This is a genomic window from Pseudomonas sp. GW823-FHT02E01, from assembly GCF_058797535.1.
The window spans coordinates 76,501-96,468 of record NZ_JBXAJS010000007.1 but is presented as its reverse complement, the minus strand read 5'-3'; the positions used below and the strand labels follow the sequence as shown (position 1 = coordinate 96,468).

The following is a 19,968-nucleotide window of genomic DNA, read 5'->3' as shown; positions in this document are numbered from 1 at the left end:
CTTGGGTCAGGATTTGAGGTAGCCGTTGGCGGCCAGAAAGCTTTCGGTAATGGTGCTGCCGGCAGTCGGCTCTGCGGCCTTGTCGCCCAGCAGCAGACGCTCCAGGTAACGGGCCAGCAAGTCCACTTCCAGGTTCACCCGGCGGCCTGGTTGGTACGACGCCATGATGGTTTCGCTCAGGGTGTGGGGAATGATGGTCAGCAGGAACTCGGCGCCATCGACTGCGTTCACGGTGAGGCTGGTGCCGTCGACGGTGATCGAGCCTTTATGGGCGATGTACTTGGCCAGGTCCTTTGGCGCGCGGATGCGGAATTCCACGGCGCGCGCATTTTCGGTTCGGGCAACCACTTCGCCCACGCCGTCGACGTGACCGCTGACCAGATGCCCGCCGAGGCGAGTGGTCGGGGTCAGGGCTTTTTCCAGATTGACCGGGCTGCCGCTTTTCAGGTCGTTCATGGCGGTGCAGTCGAGGGTTTCGCGACTGACGTCCGCCGCAAAGCCATTGCCCGGCAATTCAACGGCAGTCAGGCACACGCCGTTGACCGCGATGCTGTCGCCCAGTTTGACATCGCTCAGGTCGAGCTTGCCGGTTTCGACGTGAACCCGCACATCACCGCCCTTTGGGGTCAATGCACGAATACTGCCGATGGATTCGATGATGCCGGTAAACATGAGGTTCTCCTCGAGAACAAAGCCAGCGCTGTAGCGATGGCCAGAAATTATACGCTCGCGGCTGGCGAAGGAATCGCAATGACTCGCCAGTCATCGCCAACGGCACGAATTTCGATGATTTTGAGCTCGGGCGCATCCTTCATTTGCACGAGCGGCCAGTCCAGCAGCGGTCGTGCCGAGGAACCCAGGAACTTGCCGGCAATGAAAATCTGGAACTCGTCCACCAGACCGAGTTGGGCAAAGGCACCTGCCAGGCGCGGGCCGGCCTCGACCAGCACTTCGTTGACGCCACGGGTTGCGAGTTCAACCAATAGCTGACGCAGATCGACCTGACCGTCGTAGCCCGGCACGATCAGGCACTCCGGACCGTTGGCATATTGCTCTTCAACCGCCACACAGGTGGCGACCAGCGCCGGGCCTGCCTTGAAGAACGGTGCATCCAGCGGCACCCGCAGGCGGCCGTCGACCAACACCCGCAGCGGCGGACGGCTCATGGCCAAGGCTGTTTGCTCTGCATCCAGCCCCAACTCATCGGCGCGCACGGTCAACCGTGCGTTGTCCGCCAGCACCGTATCGGCGCCGGTCAATACCACACTGGCTTGCGCGCGCAGACGCTGCACTGCCGAGCGCGCCGCCGGGCCGGTGATCCACTGGCTTTCGCCGCTTTCCATGGCGGTTCGCCCGTCGAGGCTCATGGCCAACTTGACCCGCACGAACGGCAAGCCGTGTTCCATGCGTTTCAGAAAGCCTTGATTAAGCTTGCGCGCCTCGCCTTCCAGCACGCCGCTTTCGGTGGCGATACCGGCCTGTGTCAGGCGTTGCAGACCGCGACCAGCGACTTCCGGGTTCGGGTCCTGCATCGCCGCGACCACGCGGGCCACACCGGCATTGACCAGTGCATCGGCACAGGGCGGCGTACGGCCGTGATGGCTGCAAGGTTCAAGCGTCACGTAAGCGGTGGCGCCACGAGCCTGCTCACCAGCCGCGCGCAGGGCGTGGACTTCAGCGTGGGGCTCGCCGGCGCGCTCATGCCAGCCTTCGCCGACAATCTGCCCGCCCTGCACGATCACGCAACCGACCCGCGGATTGGGGTGCGTCGTGTAATGCCCCTTGCGCGCCAGTTCCAGGGCACGGGCCATGAAATGGGCGTCGAGGATGGCTTGTTCGGCGCAAGTGGTCATTCTTTCACCGGTTCACGGGCCAGGCGATCGATCTCTTCGCGGAACTCGTTGAGGTCCTGGAAGCGGCGATACACCGAGGCGAAGCGGATGTAGGCGACTTCGTCGAGCTTCTGCAGCTCGGCCATCACCAGTTCGCCGACCACGAGGGATTTGACCTCGCGTTCGCCGGTGGCGCGCAGTTTGTGTTTGATGTGCACCAGCGACGATTCGAGGCGCTCGACACTCACCGGGCGCTTTTCCAGCGCGCGCTGCATGCCGGCGCGGAGTTTTTCTTCGTCGAACGGCTGGCGACTGCCGTCGGTTTTGATCAGGCGCGGCAACACCAGTTCAGCCGTCTCGAACGTCGTGAAACGCTCGCCGCAGGCCAGGCATTCACGCCGGCGGCGCACCTGTTCGCCCTCGGCGACCAGACGCGAGTCGATGACCTTGGTGTCGTTGGCACCGCAGAAGGGACAGTGCATGGTGGCAGGCAACAAAAAAAGGGAGGGCCATGGTAGCGCATCCCCGTGGCAAGACAAGCCATAGGGTTTGCGGTATACAGACGGGATGATCACTTGATCCATGGAATTCAGCGTTATGGAGCCACCAATGTCGTTACGTCCGCTCATTTTGCTCAGTGTTTTCAGCCTGCTGGTGGCCTGCAGCAGCGATGCACCCAAGCCCCAGCCGCCAACGCCTGGCCCGGTGCCGCAGCAAGCGCAGAAGAAAGCCCGGGAGGCCGCCGCACTCGGCCCTCTGCCCGCCCATCAGCGTGAACTGAGCGGCACCTTGCAAGGCGTTCCAGCTGGCGCTGAAGTCGAACTGGCATTGCTGGTGATCGACGATAAGGACCGCCCGCAACAATTGCTCGCCAGCTCCAGCCTGATCGGCAACAACCAGGTTCTGCCGTTTCACCTGCGCTTCAATCCGGAATCCTTCCCGGCCGGGGCCCGCGTTGAACTGCGAGGCCGCGCCAGTCAGTCCGGGCAGTTGATCCTGCACCTGCCGTCGCAACTGATTACCCAGCCGACCACCCAGGCCCTGGGCCAACTGCAATTCGTCAAAGCCCCATGAGTGCACCGTTCGACCTGCAAAAGGCGTTGGGTGAACTGCTCGGTGATGCGCAATTGGTCGCCTGTGAGTTACCAGGGACCGACCTGAAGTTGTGGCTGATCGACGGCGACAACATGGACCGCGCCTTCAGCCCGGAAGAGACCCGGCGCATCCTGCATGAGCCGCCGTACTGGAGTTTCTGCTGGGCCAGCGGCCTGGCCGTGGCCCGCTATCTGGCCGAAAACCCCCATTGGGTCGAAGGCAAGCGGGTACTGGATTTCGGTGCCGGCTCCGGGGTGGCGGGGATTGCGGCGGCGAAGGCCGGGGCGCTCGAAGTACTGGCCTGCGACCTCGACCCGCTGGCGATTGCCGCGTGTCGGGCCAATGCCGAGCTCAATAACGTACAGCTCAATTACTCGACGGACTTTTTCGCCGAGGCCGATCGCTTCGATCTGATTCTGGTGGCGGATGTACTGTACGACCGGGCCAACCTGCCGCTGCTCGACCAGTTCCTCAGTCGCGGCCGAGAGGCGCTGGTGGCGGATTCACGCGTCAGGGATTTCCGTCATCCGTTGTACCGGCGCATCGAAATGCTCGAAGCCATGACCCTGCCGGATCTGGCCGAGCCCCACGAGTTTCGGCATGTGAGCCTGTACCACGCGCAGCGCTAGCTAAAAGCATCGCGAGCAAGCTCGCTCCTGCACTGGACCCGCGTCGTCCACAAATCCCCTGTGGGAGCGAGCTTGCTCGCGATGACGTCCTGTCAGACGAAACATCTCTAACGGCCACCCCGCTTCCGGCGCGCCCCCACCAAGTCGTATAGTTGCCCCATTCACGCTTTTACGAGATTGCCCATGAGTCAGGAAACGCCGTACATCTTCGACGCCACGACTGCCGATTTCGACCAGTCGGTGATCGAGAACTCCTTCCACAAACCAGTGCTGGTGGATTTCTGGGCCGAATGGTGCGCGCCCTGCAAAGTGCTGATGCCGATGCTGCAGAGCATTGCCGAGAGCTATCAGGGTGAGTTGCTGCTGGCCAAGGTCAACTGTGACATCGAACAAGACATCGTCGCCCGCTTCGGCATCCGCAGCCTGCCGACCGTGGTGCTGTTCAAGGACGGCCAGCCTGTCGATGGCTTTGCCGGTGCGCAGCCGGAGTCGGCCGTGCGTGCCCTGCTCGAACCCCATGTGCAGATGCCGCCACCGGCCGCCGCCGATCCGTTCGAACTGGCCCAGGCGCTGTTCGACGACAGCCGTTTTGCCGATGCCGAAGCGCAGCTCAAAGTGATCCTGGGTGAAGACAACACCAACGCCAAGGCACTGATCCTGTACGCCCGCTGCCTGACCGAGCGCGGTGAACTGGGCGAAGCGCAAACCGTGCTGGATGCGGTCAAGAGCGACGAGCACAAGGCCGCGCTGGCCGGCGCCAAGGCACAGATCAAGTTTCTCGGTCTGGCCAGGGACTTGCCGGATGCCGCCGACCTGAAGGCCCGACTGGCGAAAGACCCGCTGGACGATGAGGCGGTCTATCAACTGGCGATCCAGCAACTGGCCCGTCAGCAGTACGACGCCGCGCTGGATGCATTGCTGAAGTTGTTCACCCGCAACCGCAGCTACAGCGAAGGCTTGCCGCACAAGACCTTGTTGCAGGTGTTCGAATTGCTGGGCAACGATCATCCGTTGGTCAGCACGTACCGCCGCAAGTTGTTTGCCGCGCTGTACTAAGCCAACCCTGTAGGAGCGAGCTTGCTCGCGAAAAACCTGAGAGCACCGAGGTGAATCAGGTTTCCCGCGTTATCGTTGACGCCCATCGCGAGCAAGCTCGCTCCTACACCAACCAGCGATACAGCGGTGTATCCCCGCCGCTTTCCACCTTCACATCCGAACTGTGGCGCAGGCGCACCAACAGACGCTTGCCCGCCGCCGCGCTGCCAGTCAGTCCTTCCAGTTGATCGAGCAGGTCCGGGCCACTGAGCTGCCCGGCCTTGCGCAGCAAATCCCTGGCGATCTGCCACAGCGCATCATCCTGATTCAGCGGTTTCGCCGCTGGCACGCTGACCGGGGTTTTTTCCACCTGCAACTGCGCCCCTAGTCGCGCCCAGTCCGCGTCGTCCATCTCCAGGGTCAAATCCACCGGCCAGTCGCCGATGCTTCCGCGAATTCGCAACATAGGTCTGCTCCCGCACATTTCTTCCCGGCATGCTCCCATGGGACTTGTGCAACGCCAAGCAGACAGTCAAACTCTGCGCAATTACGTTATAAGATTACATAACAATTTCTTCATTTTACTTTTCGGAGACTCGTCATGCGTCGTCTGCTTCTCGCCCTGCCGTTTGCCATGTTGCCGCTGGCTGTCGCCCATGCCGCCGACGAACACGATCACGAGCATGGCAGCCTGGGTGCCCACGAACATGGCGTTGGACGCCTGAATGCGGCGCTGGACGGCAAGACCCTGGAGTTGGAGCTGGAAAGCCCGGCGATGAACCTGGTGGGTTTCGAGCACGTCGCCACCAGCGACGCAGACAAAGCCAAAGTCGCCGCCGCCCGCGCGCAACTCGAACAACCACTGTCCCTTTTCAACCTGCCGAAAGCCGCCGGTTGCGTGGTGGAGAACCAGGAACTGGAAAGCCCGCTGTTCGGCGACAAGCCCGATGCCGACGATGATCACGATGAAGACGCCAAGGACGAAGACGGCCACGAACATCACCATGATCACAGCGAAATCCACGCTCACTATCAGTTCACTTGCGCCACGCCAGCGGCACTGAAGTCACTGGACCTGGCGAATATTTTCACCCGCTTCCCGGCCACCCAAAAAATTCAGGTACAACTGATCGGCCCGGGCGGGCAGCAAGGCGTTGAAGTGACGGACAAGGCTGCCGCGCTGAAATTCTGACCCACTGTAGGATCGAGCTTGCTCGCGATGGACGCCAACGATAACGCGGGCAACCTGATTCACCTCGGTGTTCTCAGGTTTTTCGCGAGCAGGCTCGCTCCTACAAGGGTTCACCACCAACCAGACCGGTTTCACATGACCCAAGCACTCATCGAACTGTCCGACCTGGGCTTCAGCTGGCCCGGTCACCCGCCGCTGCTGGACATCCCCGCGTTTCGCCTGGAGCGCGGCGAAACCCTGTTCCTCAAAGGCCCGAGCGGCAGCGGCAAGACCACCCTGCTCGGTCTGCTCGGCGGCGTGCAAAAGCCTGATCGCGGCAGCATCCGCCTGCTCGGCCAGGAGCTGACGCAACTCTCGGCCGGCGCCCGCGACCACTTCCGCGTCGATCACACCGGCTACATCTTTCAGCAGTTCAACCTGCTGCCGTTTCTGTCGGTGCGTGAAAACGTCGAACTGCCCTGCCACTTCTCGAAACTGCGCGCCGAACGGGCGAAACAACGTCACGGCAGCGTCGACAAAGCCGCCGCCACACTGCTCGCCCATCTGGGTTTGAAGGATGAAAACATCCTCGGTCGCCGCGCTGATTCGTTGTCCATCGGCCAGCAGCAACGGGTCGCCGCCGCCCGCGCACTGATCGGTCAACCGGAACTGGTGATCGCCGACGAACCGACCTCAGCCCTCGATTACGACGCCCGCGAGAACTTCATTCGCCTGCTGTTCGCCGAGTGCCGCGAAGCCGGCTCGAGCCTGTTGTTCGTCAGCCACGACCAGAGCCTGGCGCCGCTGTTCGACCACAACCTGTCGCTGGCCGAACTCAATCGCGCCGCTACCCCGTCCGAGGTCTGAGATGTATCTGTTTCGTCTAGCCATGGCCAGCCTGGCTAACCGTCGTTTCACTGCGATCCTCACCGCGTTCGCCATCGCCCTGTCGGTGTGCCTGTTGCTGGCAGTGGAGCGCGTGCGCACCGAAGCCAAGGCCAGTTTCGCCAGCACGATAAGCGGCACCGACCTGATCGTCGGCGCCCGCTCAGGCTCGGTGAACCTGCTGCTGTACTCGGTGTTCCGCATCGGCAACGCTACCAACAACATCCGCTGGGACAGCTTCGAACACTTCGCCAGCAACCCGAAAGTGAAGTGGGCGATCCCGATGTCCCTCGGCGACTCCCATCGCGGCTACCGGGTGATGGGCACCACCGAAGCCTACTTCGAGCATTACCAGTACGGTCGCCAGCAACACCTGCAACTGAGCGATGGCCGCGCCTTCGAAACCGAACCATTCGAAGTGGTGCTCGGTGCCGAAGTGGCCGATGCACTGCACTACAAACTCGGTGACAAACTGGTGCTGGCCCACGGCGTGGCGGCGATCAGCCTGGTCAAGCACGACGACAAACCGTTCACTGTGGTCGGCATTCTCAAGCGCACCGGCACACCGGTGGACCGCACGCTGCACATCAGCCTCGGTGGCATGGAAGCGATTCACATCGACTGGCATAACGGCGTGCCGGCCCGGGGCGAGGGCCGCATCACGGCTGATCAGGCGCGCAACATGGACCTCACGCCGCAAGCGATCACCGCGTTCATGCTCGGCCTCAACAACAAGATTTCGACCTTTGCCCTGCAACGGGAAATCAACGAATTCCGTGGCGAGCCGATGCTGGCGATCCTGCCAGGCGTGGCGTTGCAAGAGCTGTGGAGTCTGATGGGCACTGCGGAAAAAGCCTTGTTCGTGGTCTCGCTGTTTGTGGTGCTGACCGGGTTGATCGGCATGCTCACAGCGATTCTCACCAGCCTCAACGAGCGCCGTCGGGAAATGGCGATCCTGCGCTCGGTGGGCGCACGCCCCTGGCACATCGCGACGCTGTTGGTACTCGAAGCCTTTGCCCTGGCGCTGTCGGGCGTGATCGCCGGCGTGGCGTTGCTGTATGTGTGCATCGCGGCGGCCCAAGGTTATGTGCAAGCCAACTACGGCCTGTTCCTGCCGCTGTCCTGGCCGAGCGAGTATGAATGGACGCTGCTCGGTGGCATCCTGATCGCCGCGTTGCTGATGGGCAGCGTGCCGGCCTGGCGCGCCTATCGCCAATCCCTGGCCGATGGCTTGTCGATCCGTTTATGAGGACGTTGAAAATGCCCCGCGCTGTACTTGCGCTGTTGATGCTGGTCGCCCTGCCCCTGTGGGCGGCCCAGCCAAAAGACCTGACCTGGTCGGAGATGATCCCGCCCGACGCGCCGAAAGAAGTGCCGAACATGACACCGTTGCATGATCTGTCGCAGATGAGCAGCACGCTCTCGGCAGAGTCGGCGCCAGCAGCCAAGCAGGACATGCCCAACGCACCGGTGGTCAAGACCCTCGACGGCCAGAACATTCGCCTGCCGGGTTACATCGTGCCGCTGGAAGTGAGCGAGGAAGGCCGTACCACGGAGTTTCTGCTGGTGCCGTATTTCGGCGCCTGCATCCATGTGCCGCCACCGCCGTCGAACCAGATCGTGCACGTCAAGAGCGAAGTCGGCGTGAAGCTGGACGAGTTGTATCAGCCTTACTGGATCGAAGGCGCGTTGCAGGTCAAGGCGTCCACCAGCGAGTTGGCGGATGCCGGGTATCAGATGGAGGCGGACAAGATTTATCTGTATGAACTGCCGGAGTGAATCAGGTCGTTTTGTGTCGACTGTCAGTCCGCCATCGCGAGCAAGCTTGCTCCCACAGGGGATCACATGCCTCCTGTGGGAGCGAGCTTGCTCGCGATGAGGCCATCAGAAACATCACAAATTCCAGTCCTTGCCACTTTCATTGAGCTGCATCAAAAGACCGAATAGTTAGCCGGCTTACCATTGGACATCGAACATTTTTAACGTCCTCTGGAGCCCCCATGAACAAGTCCATGCTCAGCGCTTCGCTGGTTGCCCTTGCGCTCGCAGCCCCGCTCGCCAATGCCTTCGAAGCCGGTGACATCCTCCTTCGTGCCGGCGCCATCACCGTCAACCCGGAAGCCGACAGCTCCAGCGTCAAGGTCGATCAAGGCCCGCTGGCGGGCGCCGACCTGGGCGGCAAGGCGACCATGAGCAGCGACACGCAACTGGGCTTGAACTTCGCCTACATGCTCACCAACCACTTGGGTATCGAGCTGCTGGCGGCCACACCGTTCGAGCATGACGTGAAACTCAAGGGCACGGCCCTGAGCGCGGCCAACGGCAAACTCGGCACCCTCAAGCACCTGCCACCGACCTTGAGCCTGGTGTACTACCCGCTGGACCCGAAGTCGGCCTTCCAGCCGTACGTCGGCGGCGGCATCAACTACACCTATATCTACGACGAACACGTTGGCAGCCAGGCCCAGTCCGCCGGTTTCAGCAACTTCAAGGCGGAAAACTCCTGGGGTCTGGCGTGGCAGGTCGGTGCTGACTACATGCTGACCGATAACATCATGATCAACGCCCAGGTGCGCTACATCGACATCGATACCCGCGCCACCGTCGAGAACAACTCGATCGCACCAGGCACCCGGGCACGGGTGGACGTCGATGTAGACCCGTTCATCTACATGGTGGGTCTGGGTTACAAGTTCTAAAGAACGTTCACGTGGTGGTGAATGAGGCTTGGTGGTGAGCAGACTTAAAAATGACGGCGACTGCTGCGCAGTCGAACGGGGCGATGCGGCGATCCGACGAGCCCCCTCGCCACAGGAATTACACAAGCTGTAAGTAAATTCCGGCCGTGAAAAAGGCGCCTGTAAAAAGGCGCCTTTTTCATGTCCGCATGGAAGAGATCTATCGCCCCAGCAACCGCGCCAGCCCCACACGCATCGGTGTCTGCTCTGTGGTACTGAAGCGTTCCAACAGACGCCGGTTGTTCGCCCGGGAATGACGAATGTCACCGGAGCGTGCCGGGCCGTAGCTCACCGGTGGCAAATTGCCGACCACGGCTTCGAGCGCTTCGAGCATTTGCTTGAGGGTCGTCGCCTGGTTCCAGCCAACGTTGACCGCACCGACTTCGACCCGGGGCATTTCGATGGCCTGCACCAGCAAGTCGACCAGGTCTTCGACGTAGACAAAATCCCGGGTCTGCTCGCCATCGCCGAACACCGTGATCGGCAAGCCCTTCAGTGCACGCTCGCTGAAAATGCTGATCACCCCGGAGTATGGCGAGGACGGATCCTGGCGTGGGCCGTAGATGTTGAAGAAGCGGAAAATCACCGGTTCCAGCCCATGCTGGCGATGGTAGAAGTCGAAGTATTGCTCGCTGGCCAGCTTGTCCACCGCATAAGGCGTCAACGGCGCCTTGGGCGTGTCTTCGTCGATCGACTCACCTTCGCCATTGTTGCCATATACCGCCGCACTGGAGGCAAACAGCACGCGTTTGACCCCGGTCTGGCGCATGGCTTCGCAGACGTTCAGCGTGCCGATGAAGTTGCTCTGGTGTGTGCGCACTGGATCGTCCACCGAGGCCTGCACCGAAGCCACGGCGGCCAGGTGCGCCACAGCGCTGCATCCGGCCATCGCCTGGGCAACCAAAGCCGCATTGGCCACGTCGCCGACGATCAGTTCGACCCTGGGATTATCCAGCGGCAGATTGCTGTGCTTGCCGGTGGACAGGTCATCGAGAATCCGCACCGCATGGCCCCTGGCAAGCAGGGCGTCAGTCAGGTGTGAACCAATGAAACCGGCACCACCGGTGATCAAAACGGGGCTGTCAGCCATGGCGATAGAACCTGTCCAGTAGACCGGGAAGCGCCGCACGCCAGGCGCGTGGTTTGATTCCAAAGGTGTGCAGAATTTTTTTGCAGGCCAGTACCGCGTGTTGCGGTTCTTCGGCGGCATCCGGACGCGCGGCGTGGGCCTGGGCGGTCGGGGCTTCGATGGCCAGCGGATGCAGGCTGCGGGCTTCGGTCAGAATCGCCTGCCCCAGCGCCAGCGGCGTGGTCGCCTCATGCCCGGCGTAGTGGTAGGTGCCCCACAGCGGCGCGGCGCAATCGAGTTGCTTGAGCACTGAAATGATCACGCGGGCGGCATCGTCGACCGGCGTCGGATTGCCCCGTCGGTCGTCGGCCATCAGCAGCTCTTCGGGTTGTTCTGCACGGGCGAGGAAGCGGCCAAGGGCACCGTCCGGGCTGTCGTCCAGCAGCCAGCCGAAACGCAGCAGCACGTGTTGCGGGCAGGTGGCGCGCACGCTTTGCTCGATCCGCCACAACGCCTGACCCCGCAGGCCCAGGGGCACCGGTTCGTCTTTTTCGCTGTAGGCGGTGGCACGGGAGCCGTCGAACACGCGATAGCTGGAGGGTTGCAGCAGGACGATGTTGTGGTGCTGGCACAGTTCCGCCAGACGCTCGATCGCGCGCTCCTGGCCGGCCAGGCGCGATTCGCTCACCGCCTCGGCCTGAAACCAGTCGAAGTAGTAGGCAAGGTTGATCAATGCATCGGGACGGGTGTCGTCGAGCAGTTGTGTCAGGCTCGCGGCATCCCAGCCGTCTTCGGGCGGGCGGGGGGCGAGGAAACCGATGTCTTCCTCCGCACCGAGGCGAATCAGCGCCTGCCCAAGGGCATTTCCGCCGCCCAGTAACATAAGGCGCATTCGCATAGAGTCAGCAGGCCCAGTCTGATTGAAACGATGGCTTTATCGACATCGCGCCCAGGCGATGTCGTTGATAATTGCCGGAATCGTTGCATTTTGCGGGTTTAGTGCGCAACCGTCACCCGTAAAGTGTAGATCCGGGGGATTTGTGGTGCTGTCACTGGCCTCATCGCGAGCAAGCTCGCCCCCACAATGGTTTTGTGTAAACCGCCCCCCTGTGGGAGCAAGCTAGCTCCCACAATGGTTTTGTGTAAGCCGCCCCTCTGTGGGAGCGAGCTTGCTCGCGATGGGGTCCTGTCAGTCAACAGAGATCCCCAAGCGGTACTTGCATCTTGGCCCACCCACCCGCATAACTTGCTGCATGAACCTGCCCATTCCCGCAGACAGTGCCCTGAGCGGCTTCCACCCTGCCGTCAGCGCCTGGTTCAGCCACACGTTCCCGGCGGTCACCGCCGCCCAGGCCCGGGCGTGGCCGTTGATCCGCCAGCGCCGCTCGACCCTGGTCGCCGCGCCCACCGGTTCCGGCAAGACCCTCACCGCCTTTCTCGCCGTCATCGATGACCTGGTGCACCGCGGCCTGGAAAGCCCCGAAGGCTTGCCCGACGCAACCCTGGTGGTCTACGTCTCGCCCCTCAAGGCCCTGTCCAACGACATCCAGATCAACCTGCAAAACCCGCTGGCCGGCATTACCGAACAATTGCGCGTGATGGGCCTGCCCGAATTGCAGATCACCACGGCCGTGCGCACCGGCGACACACCGCAAAAAGATCGTTCGGCAATGCGCAAGACCGCACCGCACATTCTGGTGACCACGCCGGAATCCCTGTATGTGCTGCTCGGTTCCGACTCTGGCCGGCAGATGCTCGGCACCGCACAAACAGTGATCGTCGACGAGATCCACGCCATGGCTGCCAGCAAACGTGGCAGCCACCTGGCACTGAGCCTTGAACGCCTGCAAGCCCTCTGCCCGGAACCACTACTGCGCATCGGTCTGTCGGCCACGCAAAAGCCCATCGAAGCCGTCTCGCGCTTCCTTGTCGGTCGCGACCGCCCGTGCGAGATCGTCGACATCGGCCACGCCCGCCCCCGCGACCTGGACATCGAAGTACCGCCCGTGCCGCTATCGGCCGTGATGGCCAACGATGTCTGGGAGTTGGTCTACGACCGCCTCGCCGCCCTCGCCCGGGAACACCGGACCACGCTGATCTTCGTCAACACTCGACGTCTGGCCGAACGCCTGAGCCGGCACCTGAGCGAGCGCCTGGGCAAGGATGCCGTCGCCGCCCACCACGGCAGCCTGGCCAAGGAATTTCGCCTGGACGCCGAGCAGCGACTCAAGCGCGGTGACCTGCAAGTGCTGATCGCCACGGCGTCGCTGGAACTGGGGATCGACATCGGCGACGTCGACCTGGTGTGCCAGATCGCCTCGCCGCGTTCGATTGCCGGGTTTCTGCAGCGGGTCGGCCGTTCCGGGCACCAGGTCGGCGGCACGCCCAAGGGCCGTTTGTTCGCCACCACCCGGGACGACCTGATCGAATGCGCCGCGCTGCTCGACTGCGTGCGCCGGGGCGAACTCGATACCTTGCTGATCCCGCAAGCGCCGCTGGACGTGCTGGCGCAGCAGATCATTGCCGAGGTCAGTTGCCAGGAGTGGCCGGAACAAGCGCTACTGGAGATGCTGCGCCGCGCCTCGCCCTACGCCGGACTCGACGACAAACACTACCAGGCGCTGCTGAACATGCTCGCCGAGGGTTACAACGGTCGTCAGGGCATCCGTAGCGCCTACCTGCATCGCGACGCTGTGAGCCGCACCCTGCGCGGCCGCCCGGGCGCGAAACTGACGGCGGTGACCAGTGGCGGGACCATTCCGGACAACGCCGACTACAGCGTGCTGCTGGAGCCTCAAGGGCTGAACATCGGCACCATCAATGAAGACTTCGCCGTGGAAAGCATTGCCGGGGATATCTTCCAGTTAGGCAACACGTCCTATCGGATCCTGCGGGTGGAAACCGGCAAAGTCCGGGTCGAGGATGCCCAGGGCCAACCGCCAACCATTCCGTTCTGGCTCGGTGAAGCACCGGGGCGCAGTGCCGAATTGTCCTCGGCGGTGGCGCGCTTGCAGGCACAACTCGATGACCTGCTGGGGGCTGCGCCAGATAACTTGCAGCCAGCGCTCGACTGGCTGACCGAGGCCCTGGGCTTGAACATCGCCAGCGCCGAACAACTGGTGGATTACCTGGCCCGTGCGCGGCAAACGCTGGGTGCCCTGCCATCCCAAGACACGTTGCTGATGGAACGTTTTTTCGACGAGTCCGGCGGCACGCAACTGGTCATTCACACGCCGTTCGGCAGCCGCATCAACCGCGCCTGGGGCCTGGCCCTGCGCAAGCGTTTCTGTCGCACCTTCAATTTCGAATTGCAGGCCGCCGCCAGCGAAGACGCCATCGTGCTGTCGCTGTCCACCAGCCACAGTTTTGAACTGGACGACGTCTGGCGCTACTTGCACAGCAACAGTGCCGAACACATCCTGATTCAAGCCGTGCTCGACGCGCCGCTGTTCGGCGTGCGCTGGCGCTGGAATGCCGGCGTGGCCCTGGCGCTGCCGCGCTACAGCGGCGGGCGTAAAGTCCCGCCGCAAATCCAGCGGATGAAAAGCGAAGACCTGATCGCCAGCGTGTTTCCCGATCAGATCGCCTGCGTGGAAAACCTCGCCGGCGAACGGGAAATTCCCGACCATCCGCTGGTAGAGCAAACCCTCGACGACTGCCTGCACGATGCCATGGACAGCCAAGGCTGGCTGGCCTTGTTGCGGCGCATGGAACGCGGCGACATTCGCCTGATCAGCCGCGACTTGCCGGCGCCCTCGCCGCTGGCGGCGGAGATTCTCAGCGCCCGGCCCTATACCTTTCTCGACGATGCGCCGCTGGAGGAACGTAGAACCCAGGCAGTGCTCAATCGGCGCTGGAGCGACCCGCAATCCACCGACGACCTCGGCGCCCTGGACGCCGAGGCGATTGCCGCCGTGCGCAACGAAGCCTGGCCGGCGCCCTGCGGGGTCGACGAAATGCACGAGGCCTTGATGAGCCTGGCGTGCATCACCGATACCGAGGCCGGCGCCAATCCGCAGTGGTTCGACTGGCTGAATACCCTGGCCGACAGCGGCCGCGCGAGCCGTTTGCAGATCAACGCCGGGCAATCGCTGTGGCTGGCGCTGGAGCGCCTGACCTGCCTGCAGGCGATTTATCCCCAGGCCGAATTGACGCCATCGCTGCAAGCGCTGCCGGACTTCAACGAGGTCTGGGAAGCCGACGACGCCATCCTCGAACTGATCCGCGCGCGGCTCAGTGCCTTCGGGCCGCTGGCGCTCGATCGCATTGCCGAACCACTCGGCTTGCCCGCTGCGCAGGTCAACCAGGCCCTGGCGCAACTGGAACGCGAAGGCTATGTGCTGCGCGGTCGCTTTACCCCGGGTGCCACCCGGGAAGAATGGTGCGAGCGGCATTTGCTGGCGCGGATTCACCGCTATACGGTCAAGCGCCTGCGCCGGGAAATCGAACCGGTGGCGTTGCAGGATTTCATGCGCTTCCTGTTCGACTGGCAGCATGTGTCGAGCGCAAGCCAGGGTCAGGGCGCCGCGGTACTGCCAGCCGTCGTCGCGCAATTGGAAGGCTACCCTGCTGCCGCTTCAGCCTGGGACAGCGACATCCTGCTGGCGCGGATCAAGGACTACTCAGCGACCTGGCTCGATGAGCTGTGCCGCAGCGGCAGACTGGTGTGGACGCGCCTGACTGCGCACAACAAAAGCGTCAGCACCGCGCTGCGCAGCACGCCGATTGTGTTGCTGCCTCGCAACCGGGTCGGCCTCTGGAGCGGCTTGACCGAACAGACGCCCGTCAGCGAACTGTCGCCGAAAACACAAAAGGTCCACGCCGCCCTCAGCCAGCACGGCGCGCTGTTTTTCGATGAGCTGATCCATGAGGCCCATCTGCTGCGTTCGGAGCTGGAAATCGCCTTGCAGGAACTGGTGGGCGCGGGGCTGGTGAATGCCGACAGCTTCGCCGGATTGCGCGCACTGATCACCCCGGCCAGCAAGCGCCAGCCTCGCAACAGTCGACGCGGGCGCGGGGCATTTATTGGTGGCATGGACGACGCCGGGCGCTGGGCCTTGTTGCGACGCACGCCTGTCGCGCCGGTGGTGCAAAACCAGCGCCCCGCGCCGACACCTGCCGATACCCTTGAGCACATCGCCATGACCTTGCTGCGCCGTTACGGCGTGGTGTTCTGGCGTTTGCTGGAGCGTGAAGCGGACTGGCTGCCGAGCTGGCGCGAACTGCTGCGTACTTTCCATCGCCTGGAGGCTCGCGGCGAGATTCGTGGCGGGCGTTTTGTCAGTGGCCTGGCGGGCGAGCAATTCGCCCTGCCCGAGGCGATCCCCTTGTTGCGGGAGGTGCGGCGTCGGCCTCATGACGGCAGCCTGGTCGCGGTGTGCGGGGTCGATCCGCTGAACCTCGCCGGCACGCTATTGCCCTGCGCGAAAGTCCCGGCACTGGCGAGCAATCGGCTGGTGTATCGCGACGGGTTGGCGGTTGCTGCCGAGATTGCCGGCAAGCAGCAGTTCTGGTTGGAGCTGGATGAACGGGCGATGGCTGAAGTGCGTAGTAAGCTTATCCGGCATTAATGTCGTCTGGACCGGCCCCATCGCGAGCAAGCTCGCTCCCACAGTGATCTCTGTTGTGCCGAAAATTTGTAATCACAGAAGATCCCCTGTGGGAGCGAGCTTGCTCGCGATGGGGCCAGACCAGCCACTGAAAGCCTCAAGTACAAAACTGACTATTGAGACCGCGGCCGCTCCGGCATCAACACCGCCGAATGCTCCGGTGCGGTATCTCCCTCCTTCAGTGGCTCGACAGCATGCCTGGGCACCAATGCCTGCTGTGGATAAGTTTGCGCGAAGTTCACCCACGGGCAGTTATCCACAAGCTTTTTCAAACGCTGGTTGAAAGCCCGGCTCACCGCGTATTGACCACCGGACACCGTACGGAATTGCGCGGTCAGCACCACACCGTTGAGGTCCATCTTGTCGACGCCAAACACATCCAGCGGCCCTTGCAGGTTGTAGCGCAGGAACGGGTCGTTGCTGATGGAGTGCCCGGCCTCGCGAATCAGCTCGATGGCCTTGTCGACATCGGTGTCGTAGGTGAATTGCACCGAGAAAAACGCATAGGCGAATTGCCGCGATTGGTTGGTCACGGCCTTGATCTGCCCGAACGGCACCGAGTGCACGAAGCCCTTGCCATCGCGCAGGCGCAAGGTACGGATGGTCAGGCCTTCGACGGTGCCGGCATGCCCGGAATCGAGCACCACCCAGTCACCGATGGACAGGGTGTCTTCGATGATGATGAACAGCCCGGTGATCACGTCCTGCACCAGTTGCTGGGAGCCGAAACCGATCGCCAGGCCGATGACCCCGGCACCTGCCAGGAATGGCGCGACGTTGATCCCCAGGTTGGCCATGGTGGTGATCGCGCAAATCACCACCAGGATGATTTTGATCGCGTTGCGCAGCAGCGGCAGGATGGTTTTCACCCGCGTACTCGGCTGGCGCGCCGAGCGCTTGTTGGTTGGCGGTTTCAGGGCTTCCTGAATCGCCGTGTCGAGCACCACCCAGACCATCCAGGTCACCAGCAGGATCAGACCGATGTGGCCCAGGGAATCACTGATCGCCCGGCCCACGGCATTGGTCACCGCGAATTCGAACAGCGACACGCCCCAGATCCGCCCGAGGATATCGATGAACACGATGGCCATGGCGATGCGCAACAAGGCATGTGACAAATTGAGAAAGCGCTCCTTGTAGGCGCTGCCGCGGCGCAGGTCCGCTTCGCTGCGCGTCTTGAACAGATGATGCAGCGTGGTGCTGAGAAACACCGTGGCGATCAGCAGCACCGTGGTGAACAAGGCGCTGCGCAGCACTCTCTGGTTGTCCACCCCGGCGCCGATCAGGTTGATGATCGAAACCAGGACCATCAATAGAATCGGCCAATACCAGAGCCCGGAAAATATCCGCAGGGTTTCACGCAACGCCGGCTGGCTGAGGCGCTGGGCCAGCGGCAGGATGCGGATCACATGGGCGACCGGGCGACGCATGCGGATCACCAGCAAGCCGAAGGAAATCGACGCTGCCAATCCAGTGAACACGGCGATGCTGCTGGTGAGATTACTGCCCAGTTGATGGGCGATCTGCGGGCTGGTCAGGGCATCGCTCAGGGCCACCAGAAAACCGATGCCGAACAGCGGTCGTGGGCTGTGTTGTCGAATAATCTGCACCGCCCGCCGCTTGTGTCCGGCATTGAACATCACCACCAGCGACAGCACCAATGACGCGGCAAAGATCCCGGCACTGGTGGCATAGGCAAAACACAACGCCAGCGCCCGTCCCGCCGATATCGGCAAAAGCTGGCTGGCATAAATCGTCAACGGCAGACTGATCACCGCCGGAAGGGTGTAGGGCAACACGTAACCGAGCAACGCCTGGCCCCGTTCGCGACTGAGCAGCAGACGGTGCTCGCACAGGCGCCTGGCGACCATCCGCCCAAGCAGCCAAAGACAGGCAAACACGGCCGCCCACACGCAGGTCAGCAGCAGGAAATCGCCGGCGACGCGCCAGGGCGAACGGGCCGATGGCTTATTGACCAACTGATCCACTTCATCGGCCGCGAGGTCGGCACGCAGGCGCCAGACGTCAAAGAGGTTTTCGTTGAGATCGAGTTTGGTCTGGACCTCGTCGATGCTTGAACTGATGGCTCCCAGTAATCCGCCTTGCACCAGCGGTTCGGGATGGGCCGGCGGAGTCGCGGCGGTCGCGGTGGTCGGCAGCCCCGGTATCGCGGCGGCTTCCAGTTGCTCGCTACCCACAAACAGCAACGCTCCCAGCAGTATCGCGGTCTTGAGCCTGATCAAAACACCCGCTCCTTTGGCTGTGTCGGTAAGGAACTGATCGAGAAATGTCGGGCAAGTTCGGATATTGCCCGCAGATAGCAGGACAGTGATTTCTCCTGTGGCGAGGGGGCTTGCCCCCGTTGGGGGGCGAAGCGCCCCCAAAACCTACCGTTCGAATTCATCTGATGCGCCGCATTCAATGGGTTTACGACTGCTTCGCAGCCGAACGGGGGCAAGCCCCCTCGCCACAAGTATGCATCCGTCCTCGCGATATTTGATCTGCACGCAAATATCAAATGTCCATCCCTGTATTTTTCTGACCGAGCCAAATCCCGACACTGCGCTCCATCACATCATTGCACCGGAGTTGCAGCCATGCCCATTGCCTTGCTCGCGCTGACCCTCAGCGCCTTTGCCATCGGGACGACCGAGTTCGTCATCGTTGGCCTGTTACCCACCATCGGCGCCGACCTCGACGTCAGTCTGCCATCCGCCGGCCTGCTGGTCAGCCTGTATGCCCTTGGCGTTGCCGTCGGCGCCCCGGTGCTGACCGCCCTCACCGGCAAGGTTCCGCGCAAATTGCTGCTGTTGTCGCTGATGGTGCTGTTCACCCTCGGCAACCTGCTGGCGTGGCAAGCACCGAGTTACGAGTCGTTGATCCTCGCACGGATCGTCACCGGCCTGGCCCATGGGGTGTTTTTCTCGATCGGCTCGACCATCGCCACCAGTCTAGTGCCGAAGGAAAAAGCCGCCAGCGCGATTGCCATCATGTTCACCGGCCTGACCGTGGCGCTGGTCACCGGCGTGCCGCTGGGGACATTCATCGGACAGCATTTCGGCTGGCGTGAAACCTTCCTCGCCGTTTCGGCCCTGGGCGTGATCGCCTTCATCGGCAGCCTGATATACGTGCCGAAAAATATCGCCCACAGTAAACCCGCATCGCTGTTGCAGCAATTGCAGGTGCTCAAGCAACCACGCCTGCTGCTGGTGTATGCGATGACGGCCGTCGGCTACGGCGGCTCGTTCATTGCCTTTACCTTCCTCGCGCCGATTCTTCAGGACCTCTCCGGCTTCAGCGCCAGCACCGTCAGCCTGGTGTTGCTGGTCTACGGCATCTCCGTGGCCATCGGCAACATCTGGGGCGGCAAACTGGCGGACAAGCGCGGCCCGATCAGCGCCCTGAAAATCATCTTTGCCCTGCTCGCCGCCGTGTTGTTCGTGCTGACTTTCACCGCCGGTAATCCTTGGCTCGCGCTGGCCACCGTGCTGGTCTGGGGCGCCGTGGCATTCGGCAACGTGCCGGGGTTGCAGGTGTATGTGGTGCGTCAGGCTGAGCATCACACCCCGCAGGCGGTGGACGTGGCGTCCGGCCTGAACATCGCGGCGTTCAACCTCGGCATTGCCGGTGGCGCGTGGGGCGGTGGCCTGATCGTCGCCCACATGGGGTTGATTCACACTGCATGGATCGGTGGCCTGGTGGTGTTGGTGGCGCTGGCATTGACCGCGTGGAGTGGACGTCTTGATCGCCTCGGCCCAGTGTTCGCCGAACCGGCTGAGGACTCTGCCCGCGTTATTACTGCCCACTGATAACCCCTGTGGGAGCGAGCTTGCTCGCGATGACGGCGGTCCATTCAACATGGATGTGACTGATAAACCGCCATCGCGAGCAAGCTCGCTCCCACA

Annotated in this window: 17 protein-coding genes; 10 read left to right on the top strand and 7 right to left on the bottom strand. The window is 62.7% G+C overall.

The genetic code is table 11. The features are described from left to right. Positions 1-6: 6 nt before the first annotated feature. Genes AC1RDQ_RS18385 through nrdR form a run of 3 tightly spaced genes read right to left on the bottom strand, consistent with a single transcriptional unit; the run spans position 7 to position 2,314 of the window. Positions 7-672: a riboflavin synthase gene (locus AC1RDQ_RS18385; protein WP_008018158.1), complete on the bottom strand. Its 666-nt coding sequence runs from the start codon at positions 670-672 to the stop codon at positions 7-9. Positions 673-719: 47 nt separating this feature from the next. Further along, a complete protein-coding gene (gene ribD, locus AC1RDQ_RS18380; RefSeq protein WP_154947324.1) occupies positions 720-1,853 on the bottom strand; it encodes a bifunctional diaminohydroxyphosphoribosylaminopyrimidine deaminase/5-amino-6-(5-phosphoribosylamino)uracil reductase RibD in 1,134 nt (377 codons plus the stop codon). Continuing rightward, a complete protein-coding gene (gene nrdR / locus AC1RDQ_RS18375) occupies positions 1,850-2,314 on the bottom strand; it encodes a transcriptional regulator NrdR (RefSeq protein WP_003228656.1) in 465 nt (154 codons plus the stop codon). Before nrdR ends, ribD begins: the two co-directional genes overlap by 4 nt. A gap of 127 nt (positions 2,315-2,441) precedes the next feature. On the opposite strand from nrdR, the gene AC1RDQ_RS18370 reads away from it, so the two are divergent. From AC1RDQ_RS18370 to trxA, 3 genes are all read left to right on the top strand, one after another. Then, positions 2,442-2,906 (top strand): YbaY family lipoprotein, encoded by a 465-nt coding sequence (locus AC1RDQ_RS18370; protein ID WP_057713125.1) that lies wholly within the window; start codon positions 2,442-2,444, stop codon positions 2,904-2,906. Further along, entirely contained in the window at positions 2,903-3,556 is a 654-nt protein-coding gene (locus AC1RDQ_RS18365; protein WP_057713124.1) for a class I SAM-dependent methyltransferase, read from the top strand. The genes AC1RDQ_RS18370 and AC1RDQ_RS18365 overlap by 4 nt, the downstream gene beginning before the upstream one ends. A gap of 183 nt (positions 3,557-3,739) precedes the next feature. Further along, on the top strand, positions 3,740-4,612 hold the full coding sequence (gene trxA / locus AC1RDQ_RS18360; RefSeq protein WP_489339300.1) for a thioredoxin: 873 nt from the start codon (positions 3,740-3,742) through the stop codon (positions 4,610-4,612). Positions 4,613-4,715: 103 nt separating this feature from the next. Here the strand turns inward: trxA and AC1RDQ_RS18355 are convergent, their stop codons facing one another. Then, positions 4,716-5,057: a hypothetical protein gene (locus AC1RDQ_RS18355; protein WP_223499980.1), complete on the bottom strand. Its 342-nt coding sequence runs from the start codon at positions 5,055-5,057 to the stop codon at positions 4,716-4,718. Positions 5,058-5,192: 135 nt separating this feature from the next. Here AC1RDQ_RS18355 and AC1RDQ_RS18350 point away from each other — a divergent pair, with 135 nt between their 5' ends. From AC1RDQ_RS18350 to AC1RDQ_RS18330, 5 genes are all read left to right on the top strand, one after another. After that, on the top strand, positions 5,193-5,783 hold the full coding sequence (locus AC1RDQ_RS18350; RefSeq protein WP_492587834.1) for a DUF2796 domain-containing protein: 591 nt from the start codon (positions 5,193-5,195) through the stop codon (positions 5,781-5,783). A gap of 135 nt (positions 5,784-5,918) precedes the next feature. After that, a complete protein-coding gene (locus AC1RDQ_RS18345; RefSeq protein WP_057713120.1) occupies positions 5,919-6,629 on the top strand; it encodes an ABC transporter ATP-binding protein in 711 nt (236 codons plus the stop codon). Position 6,630: 1 nt separating this feature from the next. Continuing rightward, positions 6,631-7,896: an ABC transporter permease gene (locus AC1RDQ_RS18340; protein WP_492587833.1), complete on the top strand. Its 1,266-nt coding sequence runs from the start codon at positions 6,631-6,633 to the stop codon at positions 7,894-7,896. Positions 7,897-7,907: 11 nt separating this feature from the next. Next, positions 7,908-8,426 (top strand): DUF3299 domain-containing protein, encoded by a 519-nt coding sequence (locus tag AC1RDQ_RS18335; protein ID WP_090451674.1) that lies wholly within the window; start codon positions 7,908-7,910, stop codon positions 8,424-8,426. A 221-nt stretch (positions 8,427-8,647) separates the two neighbouring features. Continuing rightward, positions 8,648-9,346, top strand: a complete 699-nt coding sequence (locus AC1RDQ_RS18330; protein ID WP_090451676.1) for an OmpW/AlkL family protein — start codon at positions 8,648-8,650, stop codon at positions 9,344-9,346. A 199-nt stretch (positions 9,347-9,545) separates the two neighbouring features. Here AC1RDQ_RS18330 and AC1RDQ_RS18325 read toward each other — a convergent pair whose 3' ends face one another. Both AC1RDQ_RS18325 and AC1RDQ_RS18320 read right to left on the bottom strand, forming a co-directional pair. After that, complete coding sequence (locus AC1RDQ_RS18325) at positions 9,546-10,475, bottom strand: NAD-dependent epimerase/dehydratase family protein (RefSeq protein WP_090451678.1); 930 nt, start codon at positions 10,473-10,475, stop codon at positions 9,546-9,548. After that, on the bottom strand, positions 10,468-11,352 hold the full coding sequence (locus tag AC1RDQ_RS18320) for a sugar nucleotide-binding protein (protein WP_008053852.1): 885 nt from the start codon (positions 11,350-11,352) through the stop codon (positions 10,468-10,470). The genes AC1RDQ_RS18325 and AC1RDQ_RS18320 overlap by 8 nt, the downstream gene beginning before the upstream one ends. Positions 11,353-11,707: 355 nt before the next feature. Here AC1RDQ_RS18320 and AC1RDQ_RS18315 point away from each other — a divergent pair, with 355 nt between their 5' ends. Then, the gene (locus AC1RDQ_RS18315; RefSeq protein WP_492587832.1) at positions 11,708-16,024 is read left to right on the top strand and encodes an Lhr family helicase; all 4,317 of its coding nucleotides are present in this window, start codon (positions 11,708-11,710) and stop codon (positions 16,022-16,024) included. Between the two features lie 152 nt (positions 16,025-16,176). Here the strand turns inward: AC1RDQ_RS18315 and AC1RDQ_RS18310 are convergent, their stop codons facing one another. Continuing rightward, positions 16,177-18,306: a mechanosensitive ion channel family protein gene (locus AC1RDQ_RS18310; protein ID WP_429522160.1), complete on the bottom strand. Its 2,130-nt coding sequence runs from the start codon at positions 18,304-18,306 to the stop codon at positions 16,177-16,179. Between the two features lie 354 nt (positions 18,307-18,660). On the opposite strand from AC1RDQ_RS18310, the gene AC1RDQ_RS18305 reads away from it, so the two are divergent. After that, positions 18,661-19,872 (top strand): MFS transporter, encoded by a 1,212-nt coding sequence (locus tag AC1RDQ_RS18305; protein ID WP_492587831.1) that lies wholly within the window; start codon positions 18,661-18,663, stop codon positions 19,870-19,872. Positions 19,873-19,968 lie beyond the last annotated feature (96 nt).

Excerpts from the sequence above, each read along its gene's own strand:
- AC1RDQ_RS18385 (WP_008018158.1), bottom strand. The coding sequence starts at position 672 with ATGTTTACCGGCATCATCGAATCCATCGGCAGTATTCGTGCATTGACC.
- ribD (WP_154947324.1), bottom strand. The coding sequence starts at position 1,853 with ATGACCACTTGCGCCGAACAAGCCATCCTCGACGCCCATTTCATGGCC.
- nrdR (WP_003228656.1), bottom strand. The coding sequence starts at position 2,314 with ATGCACTGTCCCTTCTGCGGTGCCAACGACACCAAGGTCATCGACTCG.
- AC1RDQ_RS18370 (WP_057713125.1), top strand. The coding sequence starts at position 2,442 with ATGTCGTTACGTCCGCTCATTTTGCTCAGTGTTTTCAGCCTGCTGGTG.
- AC1RDQ_RS18365 (WP_057713124.1), top strand. The coding sequence starts at position 2,903 with ATGAGTGCACCGTTCGACCTGCAAAAGGCGTTGGGTGAACTGCTCGGT.
- trxA (WP_489339300.1), top strand. The coding sequence starts at position 3,740 with ATGAGTCAGGAAACGCCGTACATCTTCGACGCCACGACTGCCGATTTC.
- AC1RDQ_RS18355 (WP_223499980.1), bottom strand. The coding sequence starts at position 5,057 with ATGTTGCGAATTCGCGGAAGCATCGGCGACTGGCCGGTGGATTTGACC.
- AC1RDQ_RS18350 (WP_492587834.1), top strand. The coding sequence starts at position 5,193 with ATGCGTCGTCTGCTTCTCGCCCTGCCGTTTGCCATGTTGCCGCTGGCT.
- AC1RDQ_RS18345 (WP_057713120.1), top strand. The coding sequence starts at position 5,919 with ATGACCCAAGCACTCATCGAACTGTCCGACCTGGGCTTCAGCTGGCCC.
- AC1RDQ_RS18340 (WP_492587833.1), top strand. The coding sequence starts at position 6,631 with ATGTATCTGTTTCGTCTAGCCATGGCCAGCCTGGCTAACCGTCGTTTC.
- AC1RDQ_RS18335 (WP_090451674.1), top strand. The coding sequence starts at position 7,908 with ATGCCCCGCGCTGTACTTGCGCTGTTGATGCTGGTCGCCCTGCCCCTG.
- AC1RDQ_RS18330 (WP_090451676.1), top strand. The coding sequence starts at position 8,648 with ATGAACAAGTCCATGCTCAGCGCTTCGCTGGTTGCCCTTGCGCTCGCA.
- AC1RDQ_RS18325 (WP_090451678.1), bottom strand. The coding sequence starts at position 10,475 with ATGGCTGACAGCCCCGTTTTGATCACCGGTGGTGCCGGTTTCATTGGT.
- AC1RDQ_RS18320 (WP_008053852.1), bottom strand. The coding sequence starts at position 11,352 with ATGCGAATGCGCCTTATGTTACTGGGCGGCGGAAATGCCCTTGGGCAG.
- AC1RDQ_RS18315 (WP_492587832.1), top strand. The coding sequence starts at position 11,708 with ATGAACCTGCCCATTCCCGCAGACAGTGCCCTGAGCGGCTTCCACCCT.
- AC1RDQ_RS18305 (WP_492587831.1), top strand. The coding sequence starts at position 18,661 with ATGCCCATTGCCTTGCTCGCGCTGACCCTCAGCGCCTTTGCCATCGGG.